The 18,814-nt window shown below is 61.7% G+C and carries 21 protein-coding genes and 2 pseudogenes; 16 read left to right on the top strand and 7 right to left on the bottom strand.

Annotated elements, in window-relative coordinates; genetic code table 11:
- Positions 1-32: 32 nt before the first annotated feature.
- The 8 genes from groL (at position 33) to AB5K84_RS16740 (ending at position 7,630) form a co-directional block, all read left to right on the top strand.
- Complete coding sequence (gene groL, locus AB5K84_RS16775; RefSeq protein ID WP_011087983.1) at positions 33-1,655, top strand: chaperonin GroEL; 1,623 nt, start codon at positions 33-35, stop codon at positions 1,653-1,655.
- A 202-nt stretch (positions 1,656-1,857) separates the two neighbouring features.
- Entirely contained in the window at positions 1,858-2,202 is a 345-nt protein-coding gene (locus AB5K84_RS16770) for a hypothetical protein (protein WP_110117335.1), read from the top strand.
- Positions 2,203-2,789: 587 nt separating this feature from the next.
- The gene (gene hspA, locus AB5K84_RS16765) at positions 2,790-3,248 is read left to right on the top strand and encodes a small heat shock protein HspA (RefSeq protein ID WP_011087986.1); all 459 of its coding nucleotides are present in this window, start codon (positions 2,790-2,792) and stop codon (positions 3,246-3,248) included.
- Positions 3,249-3,414: 166 nt separating this feature from the next.
- Positions 3,415-4,341 carry an RNA polymerase sigma factor RpoH gene (rpoH, locus tag AB5K84_RS16760; protein ID WP_011087987.1) on the top strand — a complete coding sequence of 309 codons (927 nt, stop codon included), beginning with the start codon at positions 3,415-3,417 and terminating at the stop codon, positions 4,339-4,341.
- A 526-nt stretch (positions 4,342-4,867) separates the two neighbouring features.
- On the top strand, positions 4,868-5,329 hold the full coding sequence (hspB, locus tag AB5K84_RS16755) for a small heat shock protein HspB (RefSeq protein ID WP_011087989.1): 462 nt from the start codon (positions 4,868-4,870) through the stop codon (positions 5,327-5,329).
- 84 nt (positions 5,330-5,413) lie between these two features.
- Positions 5,414-5,914 (top strand): Hsp20/alpha crystallin family protein, encoded by a 501-nt coding sequence (locus AB5K84_RS16750; protein WP_011087990.1) that lies wholly within the window; start codon positions 5,414-5,416, stop codon positions 5,912-5,914.
- Between the two features lie 72 nt (positions 5,915-5,986).
- The gene (locus AB5K84_RS16745; protein ID WP_011087991.1) at positions 5,987-7,102 is read left to right on the top strand and encodes a trypsin-like peptidase domain-containing protein; all 1,116 of its coding nucleotides are present in this window, start codon (positions 5,987-5,989) and stop codon (positions 7,100-7,102) included.
- Between the two features lie 63 nt (positions 7,103-7,165).
- Complete coding sequence (locus tag AB5K84_RS16740; protein ID WP_441232544.1) at positions 7,166-7,630, top strand: hypothetical protein; 465 nt, start codon at positions 7,166-7,168, stop codon at positions 7,628-7,630.
- Positions 7,631-7,854: 224 nt separating this feature from the next.
- Here AB5K84_RS16740 and AB5K84_RS16735 read toward each other — a convergent pair whose 3' ends face one another.
- The 3 genes and pseudogenes from AB5K84_RS16735 to AB5K84_RS16725 all read right to left on the bottom strand — a co-directional run bounded on the left by AB5K84_RS16735 (position 7,855) and on the right by AB5K84_RS16725 (position 8,940).
- Positions 7,855-8,271 carry a hypothetical protein gene (locus AB5K84_RS16735; RefSeq protein ID WP_011087993.1) on the bottom strand — a complete coding sequence of 139 codons (417 nt, stop codon included), beginning with the start codon at positions 8,269-8,271 and terminating at the stop codon, positions 7,855-7,857.
- Between the two features lie 15 nt (positions 8,272-8,286).
- Positions 8,287-8,482 (bottom strand): annotated as a pseudogene (locus AB5K84_RS16730) (hypothetical protein).
- 11 nt (positions 8,483-8,493) lie between these two features.
- Positions 8,494-8,940 (bottom strand): YybH family protein, encoded by a 447-nt coding sequence (locus AB5K84_RS16725; protein WP_011087994.1) that lies wholly within the window; start codon positions 8,938-8,940, stop codon positions 8,494-8,496.
- Between the two features lie 108 nt (positions 8,941-9,048).
- On the opposite strand from AB5K84_RS16725, the pseudogene AB5K84_RS16720 reads away from it, so the two are divergent.
- The 3 genes and pseudogenes from AB5K84_RS16720 to AB5K84_RS16710 form a co-directional block, all read left to right on the top strand.
- A pseudogene (locus tag AB5K84_RS16720) lies at positions 9,049-9,294 on the top strand (DNA polymerase/3'-5' exonuclease PolX); the annotation flags it as partial.
- Positions 9,294-9,857: an MOSC domain-containing protein gene (locus AB5K84_RS16715; protein ID WP_110116622.1), complete on the top strand. Its 564-nt coding sequence runs from the start codon at positions 9,294-9,296 to the stop codon at positions 9,855-9,857. The pseudogene AB5K84_RS16720 and the gene AB5K84_RS16715, both read left to right, overlap by 1 nt.
- Before the next feature lie 1,010 nt (positions 9,858-10,867).
- Complete coding sequence (locus AB5K84_RS16710; protein WP_162603646.1) at positions 10,868-12,814, top strand: hypothetical protein; 1,947 nt, start codon at positions 10,868-10,870, stop codon at positions 12,812-12,814.
- Positions 12,815-13,055: 241 nt separating this feature from the next.
- Here AB5K84_RS16710 and dksA read toward each other — a convergent pair whose 3' ends face one another.
- Positions 13,056-13,421 carry an RNA polymerase-binding protein DksA gene (dksA, locus tag AB5K84_RS16705; protein ID WP_008554760.1) on the bottom strand — a complete coding sequence of 122 codons (366 nt, stop codon included), beginning with the start codon at positions 13,419-13,421 and terminating at the stop codon, positions 13,056-13,058.
- Positions 13,422-13,636: 215 nt separating this feature from the next.
- Positions 13,637-14,248 (bottom strand): NAD(P)-dependent oxidoreductase, encoded by a 612-nt coding sequence (locus tag AB5K84_RS16700; RefSeq protein ID WP_110116626.1) that lies wholly within the window; start codon positions 14,246-14,248, stop codon positions 13,637-13,639.
- 149 nt (positions 14,249-14,397) lie between these two features.
- Here AB5K84_RS16700 and AB5K84_RS16695 point away from each other — a divergent pair, with 149 nt between their 5' ends.
- Entirely contained in the window at positions 14,398-14,769 is a 372-nt protein-coding gene (locus AB5K84_RS16695; RefSeq protein ID WP_028173285.1) for a winged helix-turn-helix transcriptional regulator, read from the top strand.
- A 157-nt stretch (positions 14,770-14,926) separates the two neighbouring features.
- Here the strand turns inward: AB5K84_RS16695 and AB5K84_RS16690 are convergent, their stop codons facing one another.
- Complete coding sequence (locus AB5K84_RS16690; protein ID WP_028173284.1) at positions 14,927-15,340, bottom strand: flagellar assembly protein FliX; 414 nt, start codon at positions 15,338-15,340, stop codon at positions 14,927-14,929.
- Positions 15,341-15,609: 269 nt separating this feature from the next.
- Between AB5K84_RS16690 and AB5K84_RS16685 the strand changes: the two genes are divergently transcribed.
- The 4 genes from AB5K84_RS16685 to AB5K84_RS16670 all read left to right on the top strand — a co-directional run bounded on the left by AB5K84_RS16685 (position 15,610) and on the right by AB5K84_RS16670 (position 18,129).
- Positions 15,610-16,734, top strand: coding sequence for a flagellar basal body P-ring protein FlgI (locus AB5K84_RS16685; protein ID WP_028173283.1), 1,125 nt, complete (start codon positions 15,610-15,612; stop codon positions 16,732-16,734).
- Positions 16,734-17,102, top strand: a complete 369-nt coding sequence (flgJ, locus tag AB5K84_RS16680) for a flagellar assembly peptidoglycan hydrolase FlgJ (protein WP_038967161.1) — start codon at positions 16,734-16,736, stop codon at positions 17,100-17,102. Before AB5K84_RS16685 ends, flgJ begins: the two co-directional genes overlap by 1 nt.
- Positions 17,103-17,113: 11 nt before the next feature.
- Positions 17,114-17,611: a hypothetical protein gene (locus AB5K84_RS16675; protein ID WP_011088582.1), complete on the top strand. Its 498-nt coding sequence runs from the start codon at positions 17,114-17,116 to the stop codon at positions 17,609-17,611.
- Positions 17,612-17,769: 158 nt separating this feature from the next.
- Positions 17,770-18,129, top strand: a complete 360-nt coding sequence (locus AB5K84_RS16670) for a hypothetical protein (RefSeq protein WP_011088583.1) — start codon at positions 17,770-17,772, stop codon at positions 18,127-18,129.
- Positions 18,130-18,334: 205 nt separating this feature from the next.
- On the opposite strand, the gene flaF is transcribed toward AB5K84_RS16670, so the two are convergent.
- A complete protein-coding gene (gene flaF / locus AB5K84_RS16665) occupies positions 18,335-18,703 on the bottom strand; it encodes a flagellar biosynthesis regulator FlaF (protein WP_008554779.1) in 369 nt (122 codons plus the stop codon).
- Positions 18,704-18,814 lie beyond the last annotated feature (111 nt).

The following is an 18,814-nucleotide window of genomic DNA, read 5'->3' as shown; positions in this document are numbered from 1 at the left end:
CGACAGTCATTGAGGAGAGAGGAGCAACGAACATGGCTGCCAAGGAAGTGAAATTCTCCACAGACGCCCGTGACCGGGTGTTGCGGGGAGTGGATACGCTGGCGAATGCGGTCAAGGTCACGCTCGGCCCCAAGGGGCGGAATGTCGTGATCGAGAAATCCTTCGGTGCGCCGCGCATCACCAAGGATGGCGTGACCGTCGCCAAGGAGATCGAACTGGAGGACAAGTTCGAGAACATGGGCGCGCAGATGGTGCGGGAGGTCGCCTCCAAGACGAGTGACCTCGCAGGCGACGGGACGACCACCGCGACCGTACTGGCCCAGGCCATCGTCAAGGAAGGCGCGAAATCCGTCGCCGCCGGCATGAACCCGATGGACCTCAAGCGCGGCATCGATCTGGCCGTAGAAGCCATCGTCAATGATTTGAAGGCGCACGCCAAGAAAGTCACCACCAACGAGGAGATCGCCCAGATCGCGACCATCTCGGCCAATGGCGATATTGAGATCGGCCGCTTTCTCGCCGACGCCATGCAGAAGGTCGGTAACGACGGGGTCATCACCGTCGAGGAGGCCAAGAGCCTCGATACCGAGCTCGAGGTGGTCGAAGGCATGCAGTTCGATCGCGGCTATGCGTCACCCTACTTCGTCACCAATGCCGAGAAGATGCGGGTCGAGTTCGAAGACCCCTACATCCTCATCCATGAGAAGAAGCTGTCGACCCTGCAGTCCATGCTGCCGCTGCTCGAAGCCGTCGTGCAGTCCGGCAAGCCGCTGCTCGTCGTTGCCGAGGATGTCGAAGGTGAAGCGCTCGCGACCCTCGTCGTCAACCGGCTGCGCGGCGGGTTGAAGGTCGCGGCCGTGAAGGCGCCCGGCTTCGGCGATCGCCGCAAAGCCATGCTGGAGGACATCGCGATCCTGACGGGTGGCCAGGCGATCTCGGAGGATCTCGGCATCAAGCTCGAGAACGTCACGCTCAAGATGCTCGGCCGCGCCAAGAAGGTCGTCATCGACAAGGAGAACACGACCATCGTCAACGGTGCGGGGTCCAAGAAGGACATCGAGGCCCGCGTCACCCAGATCAAGATGCAGATCGAGGAGACTACCTCCGACTACGATCGCGAGAAGTTGCAGGAGCGGCTTGCGAAGCTCGCCGGCGGCGTCGCGGTGATCCGCGTTGGTGGCGCGACCGAAGTCGAGGTCAAGGAACGCAAGGATCGCGTCGATGACGCGATGCACGCGACCAGGGCGGCAGTCGAGGAAGGCATCCTGCCCGGCGGCGGCGTCGCGCTGCTGCGCGGCCTGAAGGCGCTCGATGCCATCAAGACCGTGAATGCCGACCAGAAGGCCGGCGTCGACATCGTGCGCCGCGCGATCCAGGTGCCGGCGCGGCAGATTGTGCAGAACGCCGGCGAAGACGGCTCGCTGGTGGTCGGTAAGCTGCTGGAGAACTCCAGCTACAATTGGGGCTTCAATGCCGCCAGCGGCGAATACCAGGACCTGGCGAAGGCAGGCGTGATCGATCCCGCCAAGGTCGTTCGCACCGCGTTGCAGGATGCGGCTTCCGTCGCCGCGCTGCTGATCACGACGGAAGCGCTGATCGCCGAGAAGCCGAAGAAGTCCGAGCCGGCGCCCGCAGCGCCGCCGATGGACTTCTAGTCAAGATCGAGCCCGGCCGCCACCGGCCGGGCTCAACCACTAACCAAAAGAGAAAGGAACGCAAAGCACAAGGAGACCCAGATGAGCACACGCATGCAATCTCGATCGCGCAAGAGCGGGGCGACTGTAATGCATTGGCTCATGTTCGCCCTCAGCCTTCTCACGATCGCCTGGATCAGTTTTCGACCGATTGGAGGATGAGATGATCAGAGATCAAGCCATTGTCTCCGCTCATGCGGACCGCAAACAAGCCTTCGGACAGCGCGTGGTCCGCGGGATTCTAACGGCCTCGATGACAGCGGTCCTGGTCCTGCCGTCGCTGGCGGCTTGGGGGGTGGATGGCCCGCGCAGCAAGCCGGAGTCGGGGCAGGTTTTCGGGACGATCGCGCTGCCGCCGATCCCGTATCTGGATTCGATGCCCTGGTTGACGTGGGGCGCCGGCGTGAACACGTTGAAGGTCGACATGCTCCTTTCACCGATCCTGGACCCATCGGGAATCAAGCTTATGCCGGAAGACCGCAATAGGGAGAGACCAGCGATCGGCTAGTTTCATTCACTCACCGGGATGCGATCTCGACCGATTGCGCTGATCGCATCCCCCGGCCGGCTCCCCCCTCGCTATTCGATCATGTCGGACGTACTGACCAGCGTCCGGTTTCCGCCTGAGACGCTCGTATTTGAGCGGGCCGCCCCGATCCTTCGTGGTTGAGGGCCAACGCAGAGCAATCGAGCATTGCGGCGACTTCTCAAAGCACAGGATCTCGCTGCAGAACATCGCCAAAGGCTCACCCGGTTGGTCGAACTGGCCGAAGCGGAATTGCAGCGTTTACACGCCTGACGATCGAACTCAGTACGATATTGCCGCATCGCTTACCGACGCAGGGGCGTCTGGTAAGGCCCCTGAAGACCCCTCGATGGCTTTGCCTAATTTTGAAGACGTGCTCCGTGGCTCGGTAACATTGGGTTAGTTTTCGGACAAAAATTCTCCGCTCTCTACTTGAAACCGAAAGGCGATTTGCTAGTTTTCTGCTCGCCGCGACAAGCGGTCCGGGCGCCCTAGGGGCCCGGCGGAGACGGGCGCCGGAGGTGTCCGACGCCTGCTCGTACCCATCTTGCTCCTTGGAGGATTTGGCTATGAGGACTTACAACATCAGCCCCCTGTGGCGATCAACTATCGGCTTCGACCGCGTGTTCGATCTGGTCGACGCGGCCCGGCACACCGCCGGCGAAGCCAACTACCCACCCTGCAATGTAGAACGCCTGTCTGACGACCGGTATCGGATTTCGCTGGCTTTGGCCGGTTTCTCCCCCGATGAAATCACCGTGACGGCCGAACAGAGCGTGCTCACCATCGAAGGTCGCAAGGGCGAAAAAGGACGGCGGGACTTCGTCTATCGAGGCATCTCGTCGCGACCTTTCAAGCGGCAGTTCGGTCTGGCTGCCCACGTCCGGGTCGAGGGAGCACGGTTCGACAACGGCCTGCTGCAGATCGAGTTGGTTCGCGAGATTCCGGACGCCATGAAGCCTCGCCGGATCCCGATTGACAATCTGGCCGCATCCGACGTCCAGCAGATCGAGCGCGAAGCGGCCTGACGGCTTGGTTGTTCGACGGGCTCACCACAAGGCCGAGCCGCTTACCGGCCGCCGCACCTGTGCCGGCGTGTCCGTGCGCGTGCCCCTCGATCAAGCGAGATCGAGCCGGTCGATTGAGGCCCGATGAAACGAGTCCAATTCCTTAGCTCTAATGGGGGTTTGCAAGATGTTTAACAATGCCGCTCTACCTGCCCCGTCTGTCGACGCTGGGCTGTCGAAATATCTAGTCGAGATCCGTAAGTTTCCCTTGCTCACGCCCGAGCAGGAGCTCGCCTACGCAAGGCGCTGGCGCGAGCACCGGGATCGCGACGCAGCGTACCACCTGGTGACCAGTCATCTCAGGCTCGTCGCCAAGATAGCGATGCGCTATCGCGGTTACGGCCTCCCGATCGCGGAAATTGTCTCGGAAGGAAACATTGGCTTGATGCAGGCTGTGAGGCGGTTTGATCCGGATCGGGGCGTTCGCCTTGCCACCTATGCGATGTGGTGGATCAGGGCCTCCATCCAGGAGTACATCCTGCGGTCCTGGTCGCTGGTCAAGATCGCCGCGAGCGCCAGCCAGAAAAAGCTTTTCTTCAAACTGCGGAGGGCCAAAAGCGCGATCTCTGCGCTACAGGACGGCGATTTGCGTCCGGAGCAGGTCAGGCTAATTGCTGAGCGTCTCAAGGTGGCTGAACGAGACGTTGTCGCCATGGACCGCCGCCTGCGTGGAGACGCTTCCTTGAATGTACCGATCCACGACGAGGATGAGGGCGGACAAACGTTGGATTGGCTTGTCGATCCCGCGCCGACTTGTGAAATCACGTTGGCCGAGGAGCAGGAGGCCAAGCAGCGTCGTCTGGCCCTCGCTAACGCCCTCGCCAACCTCAACGCTCGCGAACGCAACATCTTCACCGCGCGCTGGCTGAACGAGGAGTCGACGACCCTTGAAGAACTTGCCGCGGAATATGGAGTATCCCGCGAACGGGTTCGCCAGATCGAGGAGCGAGCGTTTCAAAAGGTAAAGGCTGCGATGCTGACAAGTCGACATGAGGCCAATGGCCCGCCGTCTTCCCGCGCGAAAGAAATGAAGCAGGGGGTGGCGCGGGCCTAAGCCCGCAAAAAGATCACTGGACCGATCGCCATGTTTACTCCGTTGGTCATTCTTCTCGTGATGGCAAACACAGCCGCAGCGACTGGAGCAGTCGTTGTCGCCTTGCAGGCCGCGATGTTCGAGACAGGTTGTGCGGCTCGCCGGCGTTGACGGTGGAGGGAGCCGGCATCGCCAACACCGACTTGTCTTGACAACAGGTGGGATTGCGGGCGCAGCATGAGAGGCGGATCCCGTATCCTCTCCAATTCGCGGACGTCGAAAGCCAGACACGCGGTAGTTATGACTTGGTGAGGCCGGAAGGTGATCGCTCTTCGCGAGAATCCGGGCGACCGCGAGCAAAACCATATCGGCGGATTCCCCGGTCGCTGAAAATCGTTGATCGCCCACTTGAAATCGAATCGGCTTTTTCTAATTTTTAGCGTGCCGCGACAAGCGGTCCGGGCGCCCTTCGGGGGCCCGGCGGAGACGGGCGCCGGAGGTGTCCGACGCCTGCTCGTACCCATCTTGCTCAGTGGAGGATTTGGCTATGAGGACCACCTACGATTTCGCTCCCCTTTGGCGGTCGACCATCGGCTTTGACCGTCTGTTCGATCTTGTGGACGCCGCGCAACAGGCCGGCACGGAGGATAACTATCCCCCATGCAACGTCGAGCGACTGAGCGAAGACCGCTACCAGATTTCGCTGGCGGTGGCTGGCTTCTCGGCCGATGAAATCGCGATCACCGCAGAACAAAGCGTGTTGACGGTCGAAGGCCGGAAGTCGGAAAAACAGCAGCGCGAGTTCCTGTACCAGGGAATTTCGTCTCGGCCCTTTAAGCGGCAGTTCAATCTGGCGGACTATGTCCAGGTCAAGGGAGCCTCGTTCGACAACGGCTTGCTGCAGATCGAACTGGTGCGCGAGATCCCCGAGGCCATGAAGCCGCGCCGGATTTCGATCAGCGGTTCGTCCGCTTCGAACGTCCGGCAGATCGACGGCAAGGCGGCCTGACCGCCACGCAACGCGCACATCAGCGAAGAACAGACTTCCGCGGCGATTCGCGGCGGAAGTCGCCTGAATTGAGGAGAACACACCATGGGTATCAAGGACCTCATTCCGTGGAATAACGGCGGACGAGAGGTCGGCATTCACCGCGGAGCCGATGTGAATCCGTTTCTTACATTGCATCGCGAGATGAACCGGATGTTCGACGAGGTATTCCGCGGCTTTGATCTTGCGCCGTTCGGATCGAGCCGGGGACTGAGCGGGCTCGGCTGGCCCCAGATCGACATCGATGAAACGGACAAGGAGGTGCGCATCACCGCTGAGCTGCCCGGCCTGGAGGAGAAGGACGTCAGTCTCGAAATCGCGAATGGAGTTCTTTCGATCTCCGGCGAGAAAAAATCCGAATCGGAAGACAAGGCACGTCGTTTCAGCGAACGATACTACGGCCGATTCGAACGGCGTATCCCGCTGGAGGGCATCGACGAGGACAAAGTCTCGGCCGCGTTCAAGAACGGCGTCCTGACCATAACCGTGCCGAAATCCGCCGAAGCCAAAAATGTCCGCCGCATCGCGATCAATCGCAATGGCTGACACTTTCCAACGTCCGGGCGTGCGATCGTCGGGACGTTGGAATTCCCCCTCTACAAAACTCGTTTACTCACCATGTCGAAGAACTCATCAGTAATAAAGGATCGACGGTTCGCCGCTGTCTTGCTCCTTTGCGCCTCTATCGCGTGGTCGCCCGTGCTCGCACAGGTTCCGGACATCAGGGGCGGCCAAATCCCGACCCTTGCGCCTGTGGTAAGGGAAACCACCCCTTCGGTCGTCAACATTTCGGTGCACGCCCGGGTCAAGGAGGACAATCCGCTCTACCGCGATCCCGTCTTTCGAGAGTTTTTTGATCTTCCCAAGCAGCTTGAAAAGGAAGTCCAGGCAACCGGCTCGGGCGTAATCGTCGACGCCGAACGCGGCTATGTACTCACCGCCAATCACGTCGTTGCGCAGATCTCTAAGGCCCAAGTCACGACCAAAGACGGACGAAAGTTCGACGCGAAATTGGTTGGGCGTGACCCTGCAACCGACGTTGCCGTTCTTCAACTGCAAGGACTAAGAGGTAACCTCAAGGCCATCCCGTTGGGTGACAGCGATCGGATCGAGGTCGGTGATTTCGTGATCGCGATCGGGAACCCCTTCGGCTTGGGTCAGACCGTAACTTCGGGAATTGTCAGCGCCCTCGGCCGAACCGGCCTTGGCAAGCAAGGGTATGAGGACTTCATCCAGACCGACGCATCCATTAATCCCGGAAATTCGGGCGGCGCCCTGATTAACCTGAGGGGACAACTTGTCGGGATCAATACGGCGATCATTTCTCCGGGCGGGGGTAACGTCGGAATCGGATTCGCTGTGCCGATCAACATGGCCCGCCGCGTCATGGAGCAGCTTGTTCAATACGGCGAAGTTCGTCGCGGCCAGATCGGCATATCCATCCGCGATCTTGGAGTCGATCTTGCGGCCAAGGAGAGCTATCAAGGGGCGCTGATCGCGGAGATTGCCAGTGGTTCGCCGGCGGAGCAAGCGGGGCTGCAAAAGGGCGACATCGTGAAGGCTGTCGATGGCACGCCGATCCGGAGCGCGTCCCAGCTTCGCAATTTGATTGGCCTTACCCCAGTCGGTAGCCGCGTCGAGCTTCGGTTCGAACGCAATGGCGCTGCTCGCAGCGCGAGCGTCGAGGTGGGTCCAGCAAAAGCTGTGCCCGTGAGACGCACGGCCGATCAATGATAACGAATGGCGCGGCGACGGGTTTTCAAAGCAGTACGGCATGAGTACTCGGGGGAGATGTAGGTGGTCAAGGATCGCAAGAGTGAAGAAGAACTGCGCCAGATGATGCTGGCGGCCGCTCGCAAGCACGAAGAGTGCGGCGAGTTGGAGGATCTTTTCATATTTGGTCCTACGCCGCGCCCCGATGCAAATTGGGGCTTTGGGATCGCCGGAAAGGACAACAAGGTATCCGTGGCCTGTTATGCGCGCCTCGACCAGAGTGCCAGTGACCTGCAGGCTAAATACGAACTGCATCCGGTTAGGGCGAGCCGACGCGACATCGAAGCAAGGGTTTGGTCCCTGGTGCGTGACCATCCAACGCTCGGGGCGTCACTGTCGCGCACCGGAGGCGCTTACGAAGTCGCCACGTTCAGGGAACTGGAGGGTCGACCGAATTGGACAATGGAATGGCTCACTGATGATCGGCTGGCTAAAGCTGCCTTCGAACGGGTCGTCAGGTCCGTTCAAACGCAAATTGAGCTGGAATAAGCTGTTGCTCCTACGGTTTGAGGCGCTGGAGACCATTTGCCGGAAGCTCCCCGCGGCGTCGATCAAGAAACCCGCAAATACGTTGTCCAAGCGCTCCTGCGGGCCGCGAACGGCCATGCCAATCTGGGCGAGGTGGAGGCCGTCGCCCGGGAGGGCGTTGCGGGAAGCTGACGGCAAATCGGTGACGGACGACGCCTTCTTACGCTGGCCTGAGATGGGCTCCGTTACGAAGCCTTGGCCCTTGCCCGCGCTGCGACCAGATCGCGTCGACGCCGCTTCTGGTCCCGCTTGCGTCGGCCCGTCGCGACGGGGGATGCCGCCGGTGTCGCCGCAGGCGTCGAGGCATCGGTCGCCCGGATGGGAGGCTGCTCGGTAGCCGGCACGGCAACCGGCCGCGCCTCCATGATCTCGAGAACGGCGCGGCCTTTCTCGGTGATACGCCAGCCGCCGTCGAGCCTCTCGACGAGACCTTGCGAGAAGATGTCCAGCTCGGGCACGCGCGCAGCCAGCCGCTTGGTGCGTTCGGCCCAGTCACGTCCGCTGGTCGCCAGAATCGCCATGTCGCGCTTGAGGTCGGCCATGACGGCGAAGCCGTCCGGATAGCTCACCAGGATTTTCAGGACCGTGACCTGAAAATTCATCCCCGCCCCCTGCGCTCAGCGCCATATGGTTGGCGCCCAGGGCTTTGCGCCCGGCTCGCCTCAATCGTTCGTGGGAGATTTCGCCCTTCGTTGCGGCTTCCAAAATCTTCGAAGCGAGGTGCGCGCGCATCCCGATCTCGCACCCCGAGATGCTCTTGCAGACTTCATCGAGGACCGCACGCAAGAGTGCTGTGGTAGGCGCGTCGAACATTAGGCGACCTCCTACTTCGGAGGCGGCGGCTTGGGCATCGCCGACAGCAAACGAATCTTGAGCTTGCCGCCCTCGGTCACGTAGGTCGCCGTCCAGATACCTCCCGTCTCGATGGGCGCGCCGTTCTGATTTTTGCCTGCGAGGCGGTACGCCCCTATGGCAAGCGCCATGTCCGACCCCAGCGGCCATGCCTGGTCGACCGTGATCTCCTCGTGGTCGAACCCAGCCTTGAACGCGCCTTGGTAGAATTCCGCGATGTCGGAACGCGGACCGGCCGGATTGACGTGGATCCCGCCCGCCGCGAACAGGGCGGCAATTCCCGCACCGTCCTGCTTGTTGAAGCTTGCAGCATATTCCGAAGCGATCGCTTCGACCTTCTGCTTCGGATCACCGTCAGCGGCCATTGCTGACAGCGAAACGATCGCAACGAAGAGGCATGAGAAGCAGGCCCGCAGCATCGCAATTCCTCCCTGAAAATGGACATCAAAAAAGCTCGACCCAGAACAAGGATCAATTTGACATCAAATACGGATGGTCGGCAATCGTCGAGACCGCTGCGGTGCAGCATCAACGCCCATCCGTGGCGCCTCGATCTGGATTGGCGCTGGCACCAGGCCGCCCTCGACTTCGGCTGCATGCTCAGCATCAATCCGGACGCGCACTCGATCCCGGAGCTCGACCACATGCACTGGGGCGTCGAGATGACCCGCAAGGGCGGTGTCCCCGCCGCCAGGGTCTTGAACGCGATGCCTCTCTCGGACCTCACGCGCTACCTTCGGCAGAAGCGGCGCTCGCTCGCCCGGGCGGCCTGATGCAGCAGGCGCACGCGCTCTCGCTGGGGGGCACCGTGGTCGCGGTCGCCGCCGATCGCGGCCACCACTTCAGCAAGCCGCCTCAGGATCGGATCGTGCTGGTAGAGGGCCATGGTGTTGAATGCGATGCCCATGCCGGCCCGTTTGTCCGGCACCGCTATCTCGCCCGTCGCCGGCCTCGGCTTCCCAATCTGCGCCAGGTTCACCTGATCCGATCCGAGCTGTTCGCCTCGCTCTCGGAGGCTGGCTTCGAGGTCGCAGCGGGAGAGCTCGGCGAGAATATCACGACTGCCGGCCTGGACCTCGAGCTGCTGCCGCTCGGAACGCTCATCCAGCTCGGACCCGCGGCGATCGTAGAGCTGACCGGCCTCCGGACACCCTGCGTCCTCATCGACCGCTTCCGGACCGGCCTGAAACGGCAGGTGCTCTCGTCGGCGGAAACGGGCCCTCCATTCAAAAGTGGGGTGCTGGGCGTGGTTCGGGCCGGCGGACCGGTCGCGGCCGGCGACACCGCGCGGATTCTGCTCCCGTCCACCTCGGCTCGCGCCTTGCCGGCCTTGTAAGGACCTGGTGCACAACGCACCCCACCGCGGAATCGAAACACACTCGGTAGATCGGGCCGGCATGGCCGCAAACAAGGCGACGGCGGTACGCTTGGGGCTGGGGAGGCAATCGACAGTCCGGGACTAGCCAGGCCGCCGCGCCCAGCCGGCGCTTCTTCTTTGGTCTCGATGTCACCTCAAGAGGCGTTCGCTCTCGCGCGTTCGCGCGCCTCGCGACGACGTTCGCGCCGCCGCTTGGCACGGTCAACGGGCTGCCGCAGCGGACAGTTGTTCCCGCTCAGGTGCCGGACACGGAATACGACTCTCGCGGGCGCCTCCGGTCGTCTCGTCGCAACCAGATAAGAGCAGGCGGGGAATCTTCGGCTCGACGTCATTCCTGAGCCGCTTCGAAATCACCTGAAATTCGAGTCCTTGTCTGCCCCGTAAGGTGGTACACAGCGGTGGTCACAAAACTCGGCCGGGCGTTATAGGAATCCTTATTTTTCGGGGGGTTTTGCGCATCCGCGGCATCGGGGGAGAGAGTCCCACTTTCTCCGCCACTCCCGACCTCGGCAAGTGCTCGCTCGCGCCGACTGTTTGTGGAAGGACTCGACAGCAGCGACTTGTTGGCTTCGCCTTTCACCTCACACCGTGAAAGGCGTGCCTCACTCTAACGCTTCCAAATAAGTTGTGGCGCAGATGCAAGCGAATCCTTTCGGATGGACTCGTGATCTGAAACGACGTGTCGTCGATAGCCTATCTGCCTTTCGGTCCCAATCGAGTCCCTGATCGAGTCGAAGCGACGGCTCGTTTCACTCGTTCGCCGATTTCAACAGACTGCAAGCCGCGAACGAGGAACGATGCGCCTTCGAATAGCCTCGCACCAAGCTGCTCCGACGGCAGGCTCGCGAGAAACTATCGGGTCGACGCCCTTCGCGCAAAATGCTATCTTTTCAGGCCTAAACCCTTGTCTCTGAGAGAATCTTCGAGTCCCAGGTCGCATCCAGCGACCGGATGATGAGATCGCGTGAATGAATATTCGAACAAAGGCGGGTGGAGAGGATCCGCTTGTCGTAACGCAGTTCTACTACTCGCAGACGTTTCCGTATCTGATGTTCAAACATCACGCGGAAATTCGTCGGCGGCTCGTCGACGTTCCTCGCGAACTGCGACAACGGGAGTTGGCACCTCAGCTCATCCCGCTGGGCGAAGCCGCGGGCGATCAGGTGTGGCTCGTCTTCCGCGCGTATCTGGACAAAGTCGAGGCGGAGATCGCAGCGCTCGTTCGAGGTCACTCTCCTGGATTTTGGTTTCATCTCCATCGGCGTCTGCGCCCCATGCTCGCGGAGGCGCACGGGTTCAACAACGACGATGCCACCGTGATGTTGGTGCGCGGCATCGCCGAGCTCGCATACGCGAAGCACGGTGCGCTTAACAAAACCGATGACCTTGGTCCTGTCCGCCGGACGCGATTACAGACCCTACTCGACGGCGCCTGGTATGAAGCCATGGCCGAAGCGTATGGAGGGAAATTGAAGGCGAAGAAGGCCTACCAGGCTTTGCGCGAAACAGACCAGATCGTGATGACCGACTTCCGCCGGTCTGACTTGATAGACGTGTTCGCCATCGAGGGGCTTTGCTACGAATACTGGCGGGCATCGGCCGCGATGCGATGCATCGGCAAGGGATCGTTGATCAAGTGGGATCCTGCACTAGGGTCGCACCGCTACAAGGATAGCGTCGTCAACCCTCTCACGTTCGAGCTTCACGACGCGAGGAACGCCGAAACCTTTGGCTTTCATACGCGGCTTGGCACCTGGCTCGACGAAGAAAATGCCGGCGAGACTGAAGCCGAAGGTGGCGACACGATCAAGTTCGCCCAGTTGAAGCCGAACCCGAAGACGGAAGAGTATCCCGCCTGGAACAGCGTCGCGGGTCGCATCGGACGCGGGTACGGCGCCACCAACTTCGAGATCGGCACGTTCTCCTTGGCGCAGTTCCGAAAGGAGAATGCATTTATGGGCGAACCGTTCAGGCTGAAGTACGGGATCGATTTCGACGCGGTACTGTTCGCGGTGTGGGCTGCCGCGTTCTTTGGCACCTACGTCGGCATCACGATGCATCATTCGACGTGGGCGCAGCGCCGCGACCGGACGATGAACAACTTTACTAACCTGATGTTCCGCGGCTACACGATGGTCAGCTTCGACCTCGACGAATTCGCGAGTGAAGCGGTTTGGTTCGCAAAGCAACTAGGACACGAAAAGGTATTCACTGTCGAAGAGGTGCGCAAAGCCGTCGAGTTCATATCCTTGAGCGAAGAAGCTCAGAAGAACATTGGTCTCTGGAGTGGCGGTAAGCGCCCAATCCTTCTTCCATCGATGGGCAAGGTAATGATCGATCTGGCGGCGATCCTACCTGCCCTGCATACGATCTTCGTGGGTCTGCGCAAGGCGGCCGGCGGCGGCGAAAGCTTTGAGAACTCCGTACGCAGCGCGATCCGGGCTCGAGGACTTGACCTCTGCCTCGAAGGCGACCTCAAGTGGACAAGCGGCAATCCGCGCGAGGTCGACGCCGCCGTCCGGCTGAACGACCGGTTTATCTTGATCGAATGTTTCTCCTACGAGCTGCCTCTCGACTTCGAACTTGGAAAGCCGAGCGTCTTCGAGAAGAGAAAGAAGTTCATCCTGGAGAAGGTCGACCAGGCGCGGTCACTTGCAGACCGGGTCGCGAAGGAGCCAAAAGGCACAAACTTCGACGTGTCCTGGGCCAAATCGATCGAATGGCGTGTCGTGTCGCCATTCGTTGAGTTCGCGTGGCTGATCGACGAGCCACTTTACGACGAAGCGGGAATGCCGCGTGTTCTTCAAGTCCACGAGCTATTGGACCACCTGACAGATGGAAGGGTGCCGACCGAAGGCATGATCCCAATGATCAAGGAACTAAGAGGGGTCGAACTTCAAGGTAACTGGTACTGAAAGATCGACGCCCTGCACCGTCGCCCCTGCAGGTCCTGCTCGCGCTAATTCATTCTTAGCAAAAAATTCTTCGGCGCGCGCCCAACCGAGCGCGACCTAGAACGTTCCTCTAGGCGCGCGCCAACTGTCGGTTGAAGAGATGCCTTGGCACCAACCGACTCGTTCTTAATGCGCTACCGACTCGTTCTTTCGGTGGCGGCATAGTCCAAAAACAAAGAGCCGCATCGCTGCGGCTCTGACTCTATTCGTCGCGATAGACCTTCTCGCGTTTCTCGTGGCGCTCCTGCGCTTCCACCGAGAGTGTTGCGATGGGCCGGGCCTCGAGCCGTTTCAACGAGATCGGCTCGCCGGTGTCCTCGCAATAACCGTAGGTGTTGTCCTCGATACGCTGAAGCGCGGCGTCGATCTTGGCGATCAACTTGCGCTGGCGGTCGCGGGCGCGGAGTTCGATGGCGCGGTCGGTTTCGGACGATGCCCGATCAGCGAGATCGGGGTGGTTCACGTTCTCCTCCTGCAGGGCTTGCAGGGTGAGCTTGGACTCTTTGAGGATCTCATCCTTCCAGGCAAGGAGCTTCAACCGGAAGTACTCCTTCTGCCGGTCGTTCATGAAAGGCTCTTTTTCGGTCGGTCGGTAGTTTTTCAACTTTTCCAAGGGCGGCCTATCTGTCTAAGCAACGACTCGCAAACGGAACGGGGTCCGTTGAGCGGGGCGTTATATAGCGGCCTCCTGTGACAGACAATATTTCCCTGATCGCCCAGCCGGCGCCCCCAAGCCCTTGCACAGGAAGGTTTATCCGCAAGGGCCCGGGAGCGGCCGAAGGCCTAGTATCCGACCGTGAAACGCTGCCTCAAATGGGCCGGCCGCTCGACCTCGTCGGCAAGCGCAATGGCGTAGTCGGCGAAGCTGATCCAGCTCTTGCCGTTCGCATCTGCGAGAAGCTGATCGGTCCCGAGCCGGAACTTGGCCGTGCGCTCGCCCTCGACGAACAGCGCCGATGGCGAGATGAAGGTCCAGTTCAGTTCCTTTTCCTGCCGCAGCAGGTCGAGAAAGGCGGAGCCAGCCTCCGCCTCGGCCTTGTATTGGGCCGGAAAACCGGGAGTTGTGACCAGCTTCACGCCTGGTGCAACCTCCAGGCTGCCAGCCCCGCCAACGACGAGGTAGCGGCCGACCTTGGAGTCCTTGGCTGCCCCGATCAGCTTGAGCGCGTCGCTGGTCAGGAAGTGCACGGAACTCACGGCGACGTCGTGCCCGGCCCACAGCCTTGCGAGACCCGCCTGATCGAGCACATCCCCCTTGGTGGGTGTGACGTTCGGCAGGGCCGCGATCTTCTCGGGGTTCCGGGCGATGGCCGTGACGCTATGGCCGCGGCGGGACAGTTCCTTGGTGATCTCCGACCCGGCCCGGCCCGAGGCGCCGGCGACTGCGATTTTCATGGAAGGCTCCTTTGCTTCTGTGGTAACTAGCAGCGACTAGATATCTCAAAGAAAGCTGGTGTTAAGAGAGCACTTTGTGCTCACCTGATTACGCAGGAGTAACCGGCAAGCGAGCCGGCAAGCGACTTCAATGGATCGAGGACCCGAAGATGAAGCCCGACGTCTATGCAGCGAACTGCCCCACGCGCCAGATTCTCGATCGCGTCGGCGACAAATGGGCGGTGCTGATCCTCCTGCTGCTGCGCGAGGAGCCGATGCGCTTCAATCAGTTGCGTCGCACGATTGAAGGCATTTCGCAGAAGATGCTGAGCCAGGTTCTCAAATCGCTCGAACGCGACGGCCTGATCAAGCGCCGCGCCATCGCGACCGTACCGGTGACGGTGGAATATTCGATCACGCAGCTCGGGCTGACACTCGCCGCGGCCGTCGATCCGTTGCGCGATTGGGCCGAGCAGAACCTGAAGGACGTGCTCGCCGCCCAGCGCCGCTACGACGCGCAGAAGGAGGAGGAAGCGGCGTAAGCCCTTTCTCAAACGTACGCGGCGCGCTCACACGAAATTCCGCTGTCATGCCCCGGCTTGACCGGGGCATCCAGTACGCCGCGGCGTCTCGATTCAAAACTACTGTCTCTGGAATACTGGGTCGCCCGGTCAAGCCGGGCGACGACAGCCTGCCCGACTACGCCTGTCCCGCCTTCGCCAGCTCGACCTCGACGCGCAGCTCGATCTCGGAGAGCACGGAGTCCAGCCCGGGATCGCCCGAGGACGATTTCAGGTTCGCCGCAGCATCGCGCAGCCGCATCACGGTGGACGCGTCGAGATTGCCGGACAAGAGGCCCATCTTGAGATCGTCGAGCACGTCGAGCGCGGTCCTGCCGCGCGCGACCGAGCGCTTGCGGCGCTCGACCGGATCCTCCTCGATGCCTTGCAACGCGAGCAGGGCATCGATGTTGGCCGCTGCTTTCGGCGCCGCAGCCGCTCGCGTCTCCTGCGCCGACGAGGTGTCGGGCAAGACGAAGGTGCCGGAGCCCGTCCGCCTGGCCTGGCTGGCCGGCGTTCCAAGCGTGGTGCCGTTCGGTCCGTAGATGCGCATCGCAGCAATCCGGGTGATCGATGCCTCACCTTCGCTGTTTTATGGTTAACGGCGCGTAAACAGCCCGGCAAAATCTGCCGACGGGCGGCAGTTTCGCTCCTCAGGGACAACGCCCGCTGACACCGGTCGAAACAGATTTATTCAACCTATTCAGCGACCTACGCCCACTGCCCCGCGTTGGCACAGCACTCGCAAGGAAAGCGTCGGACCAGCTCGTCATGGGAGTGTCGAGGATGGTCCGAGATTTGAGGAGCCTCGGGGAGCAGAGGATGCCAGGCGTTCGTTGGGTGAGGATTGTTGGGGTGGCCTGCGCCGCGCTGTCAGCGCTGGCACTGTCGGTCACGTCCGCAAGCGCGACCTCGCGCATCAAGGACCTCGCCAATATCGAGGGCGTGCGGCAGAACCAGCTCATCGGCTACGGCCTCGTCGTCGGCCTCAACGGCACCGGCGACACGCTCAACAACATCCCCTTCACCAAGCAGTCGCTGCAAGCGATGCTCGAGCGCATGGGCGTCAACATCCGCGGCGCCACCATCCGCACCGGCAACGTCGCCGCCGTGATGGTGACAGGCAATCTGCCGGCCTTCGCCACCCAAGGCACGCGCATGGACGTCACCGTTTCCGCGCTCGGCGATGCCAAGAACCTCCAGGGCGGCACCCTGCTCGTCACGCCCCTCCTCGGCGCCGACGGCAACGTTTATGCGGTTGCGCAGGGTTCGCTCGCGATCTCCGGCTTCCAGGCCGAGGGCGAAGCGGCGAAGATCGTGCGCGGCGTTCCGACCGTGGGGCGCATCGCCAACGGCGCCATCATCGAGCGCGAGATCGAGTTCGCGCTCAACCGGCTGCCGAACGTGCGCCTGGCGCTCCGCAATGCCGACTTCACCACCGCCAAACGCATCGCGGCGGCTGTCAACGACTATCTCGGCGTCAAGACCGCCGAGCCGATCGATCCATCGACGGTGCAGCTTTCGATTCCGCCGGAGTTCAAGGGCAACGTCGTCGCCTTCCTCACCGAGATCGAGCAGCTCCAGGTCGACCCCGATCTCGCCGCCAAGATCGTCATCGACGAGCGCAGCGGCATCATCGTGATGGGCCGCGACGTTCGCGTCGCCACCGTCGCGGTGGCACAAGGCAACCTCACCGTCACGATCTCCGAAAGCCCGCAGGTGAGCCAGCCCAATCCGCTGTCCCGAGGGCGGACCGTGGTCGCACCGCGCAGCAGCGTCAGCGTCACCGAGGACGGCAGGAAGTTGGCACTCGTCAAGGATGGCGTCTCGCTCCAGCAGCTCGTCGACGGCCTCAACGGCCTCGGCATCGGCCCCCGCGACATGATCAGCATCCTCCAGGCGATCAAGGCCGCCGGCGCGATCGAAGCCGATATCGAGGTGATGTGATGCAGACGAGCATGATCAACACCCCGCGCGCCGCCGCCTCCTCGGCCTTCTCGGTGGAAAGCCGCAACGGCCGGCCCGACTTCGAGCTCGCCGCCGCGCTGCAAAAGGTCTCGCCGCAGCAGCAGGCCAAGGCGCAGAAGACCGCCACCGATTTCGAGGCGATGTTCCTCAACAGCATGTTCTCGCAGATGACCTCGGGCCTGAAGGGCGAAGGCCCGTTCGGCGACACGACGGGCACCGGCGTATGGCGCTCGATGCTGACCGAGCAGTATTCCAAGAACTTCGCCAAGGCCGGCGGCGTCGGCGTCGCCACCGAGGTCTACCGCACTCTCATCATGCAGCAGGCGAAAACCGTCCGCACGGCATAAGGTCAAACGAGATGAACCAGTTCACCGCCTCACGCCAGCCGATGCAAGCGCAGCGCCCGAACACCGCGCCCGGCAACGCCCAGGCGCGCAAGCTCGCCGAAGACCTGATGGATGCGATGAGCGCCCTGCTCGGACTGATCGAGCGTGAGACCGAACTCGTTCGCGCCGGCAACGTCCGCGAAGCGATGATGCTCGAGAGCAGGAAACAGGAGCTGTCGCGAAACTATGTCGGCGCCGTCAGCCAGTTGAAGGCCAACCAGGCCCAGCTCGCGAAATCGGCGCCCGAGCTGCTTTCGACGCTGCATCGGCATCACGATGCGTTCCGCGCGATGCTCCAGGTCAATCTCACCGTGCTCGCGACCGCGCACGCGGTCTCCGAGAGCGTCGTGCGCGGCGTCAATGCCGAGATCCAGAAGCGCAACGTGCCGAACACCTATACGGCCGCGGGACGCCGCGCCACTCCGGGCCCGCGCCACATCACCCCGCTCACCGTCAGCCGCTCGCTCTGAACGCGCAGAAAACAAGCGACAATTTTACGAAAAACCGCGCGGCGATATCGTCGCGCGGTTAGTCACGTTTCCTTACCGGGTCTTCAATCCTGGTGTTCCATGGTTGCGCATTGAGAGGGGTTGGGATTTGACTCGGACGAGGCAACCAGGAGGCTGCCATGAGTACAGATTTCAGCATCAGGCCGGTGGGGATACCGGCCCCCGCGCAGATCATAACGACGTCGAATGCGGCGGCGAACGAGGCCGTGCAAACCGATTTGCCGGTGAGCCAGACGGTCGCCGCGAGCGATACGAGCGCGCCCGTGCGCAATGATTTGCCGAACAGCGAGAACATCTCGCGGCAGGTGGTGTTCGACCAGGCCGCCGCATCCTTCGTCTTCCAGGTCGTCAACGACAGGACCGACGCCGTGGTCAATCAGTTCCCCGACGAAGCGATGCTGCGCCGGCGAGCTTATTTCCATGCAGAGGATCTGAAGTCCAAACCCTCGCGTCCGCTCAATACGGATGTCAGCGCCTGACGCTCAGGTATCGAGCGTGGCAACCGCGGTCTCGAGATAAGTCGAGTCCGTCGCAGGATCAGTGACGACGTTCTTGATCTGGGCCTTGCGCGCGTCAGTCAGCGTGAATTTGCTATTCCCGAAACGGAACGAGCCGTCTGGAAAGAACGTTCGGCTTATACGCGGTCGACAAAATGCTCATGATGTCGGCCACGACGGGCCTCCATCACGGCCGTCCGGACAGACCGGCAGCGATATTGCGATTGATCTCGATCAGCGGGCGGAAGTGATCGAACTGCGGGCTCATCTGCAGCGCCGCGGTCTGGCTCAGCACGAACACGCTGATGTTGGCGATCTTCTGGCGAACGTCAATCGGCTGCGGATTGTTGTCGCGCATCGCCTCGCTCAGGAAGATCGTCCAGAGCTTGCGGTTGAACATCAGCGCCTGCATGGTCTGCTCGCTGAGCGGATCGGCGTTGTTCACCGCATCCTGGAGCTTGTTGGCGGCCTTGAGCAGGGTCTGCGCCTCGATGTCGCGAGGAGATGCGGTGGTCGTTGCAACACGCGCGTAAGCCGAGGCAGCGGAATTCGACATCAATCACACCCTGGAGGTTACCTAGCCCGTTGAACGCGCTTAAGGATTTCTTTCCCAACCCTAGGCAGCACCGCTTAAGATTTGCTTACGTGTGCGCTTGGAAGCACTCCG

The sequence above is a fragment of the Bradyrhizobium sp. 1200_D9_N1_1 genome (genome assembly GCF_052075915.1).
Classification (GTDB): domain Bacteria; phylum Pseudomonadota; class Alphaproteobacteria; order Rhizobiales; family Xanthobacteraceae; genus Bradyrhizobium; species Bradyrhizobium diazoefficiens.
This window is presented reverse-complemented; position numbering and strand designations above follow the sequence as displayed.

Bases quoted from the DNA above. Each gene is read 5' to 3' on its own strand.
- groL (WP_011087983.1), top strand. From the start codon at position 33: ATGGCTGCCAAGGAAGTGAAATTCTCCACAGACGCCCGTGACCGGGTG.
- AB5K84_RS16770 (WP_110117335.1), top strand. From the start codon at position 1,858: ATGATCAGAGATCAAGCCATTGTCTCCGCTCATGCGGACCGCAAACAA.
- hspA (WP_011087986.1), top strand. From the start codon at position 2,790: ATGAGGACTTACAACATCAGCCCCCTGTGGCGATCAACTATCGGCTTC.
- rpoH (WP_011087987.1), top strand. From the start codon at position 3,415: ATGTTTAACAATGCCGCTCTACCTGCCCCGTCTGTCGACGCTGGGCTG.
- hspB (WP_011087989.1), top strand. From the start codon at position 4,868: ATGAGGACCACCTACGATTTCGCTCCCCTTTGGCGGTCGACCATCGGC.
- AB5K84_RS16750 (WP_011087990.1), top strand. From the start codon at position 5,414: ATGGGTATCAAGGACCTCATTCCGTGGAATAACGGCGGACGAGAGGTC.
- AB5K84_RS16745 (WP_011087991.1), top strand. From the start codon at position 5,987: ATGTCGAAGAACTCATCAGTAATAAAGGATCGACGGTTCGCCGCTGTC.
- AB5K84_RS16735 (WP_011087993.1), bottom strand. From the start codon at position 8,271: ATGAATTTTCAGGTCACGGTCCTGAAAATCCTGGTGAGCTATCCGGAC.
- AB5K84_RS16725 (WP_011087994.1), bottom strand. From the start codon at position 8,940: ATGCTGCGGGCCTGCTTCTCATGCCTCTTCGTTGCGATCGTTTCGCTG.
- AB5K84_RS16715 (WP_110116622.1), top strand. From the start codon at position 9,294: ATGCAGCAGGCGCACGCGCTCTCGCTGGGGGGCACCGTGGTCGCGGTC.
- AB5K84_RS16710 (WP_162603646.1), top strand. From the start codon at position 10,868: ATGAATATTCGAACAAAGGCGGGTGGAGAGGATCCGCTTGTCGTAACG.
- dksA (WP_008554760.1), bottom strand. From the start codon at position 13,421: ATGAACGACCGGCAGAAGGAGTACTTCCGGTTGAAGCTCCTTGCCTGG.
- AB5K84_RS16700 (WP_110116626.1), bottom strand. From the start codon at position 14,248: ATGAAAATCGCAGTCGCCGGCGCCTCGGGCCGGGCCGGGTCGGAGATC.
- AB5K84_RS16695 (WP_028173285.1), top strand. From the start codon at position 14,398: ATGAAGCCCGACGTCTATGCAGCGAACTGCCCCACGCGCCAGATTCTC.
- AB5K84_RS16690 (WP_028173284.1), bottom strand. From the start codon at position 15,340: ATGCGCATCTACGGACCGAACGGCACCACGCTTGGAACGCCGGCCAGC.
- AB5K84_RS16685 (WP_028173283.1), top strand. From the start codon at position 15,610: ATGCCAGGCGTTCGTTGGGTGAGGATTGTTGGGGTGGCCTGCGCCGCG.
- flgJ (WP_038967161.1), top strand. From the start codon at position 16,734: ATGCAGACGAGCATGATCAACACCCCGCGCGCCGCCGCCTCCTCGGCC.
- AB5K84_RS16675 (WP_011088582.1), top strand. From the start codon at position 17,114: ATGAACCAGTTCACCGCCTCACGCCAGCCGATGCAAGCGCAGCGCCCG.
- AB5K84_RS16670 (WP_011088583.1), top strand. From the start codon at position 17,770: ATGAGTACAGATTTCAGCATCAGGCCGGTGGGGATACCGGCCCCCGCG.
- flaF (WP_008554779.1), bottom strand. From the start codon at position 18,703: ATGTCGAATTCCGCTGCCTCGGCTTACGCGCGTGTTGCAACGACCACC.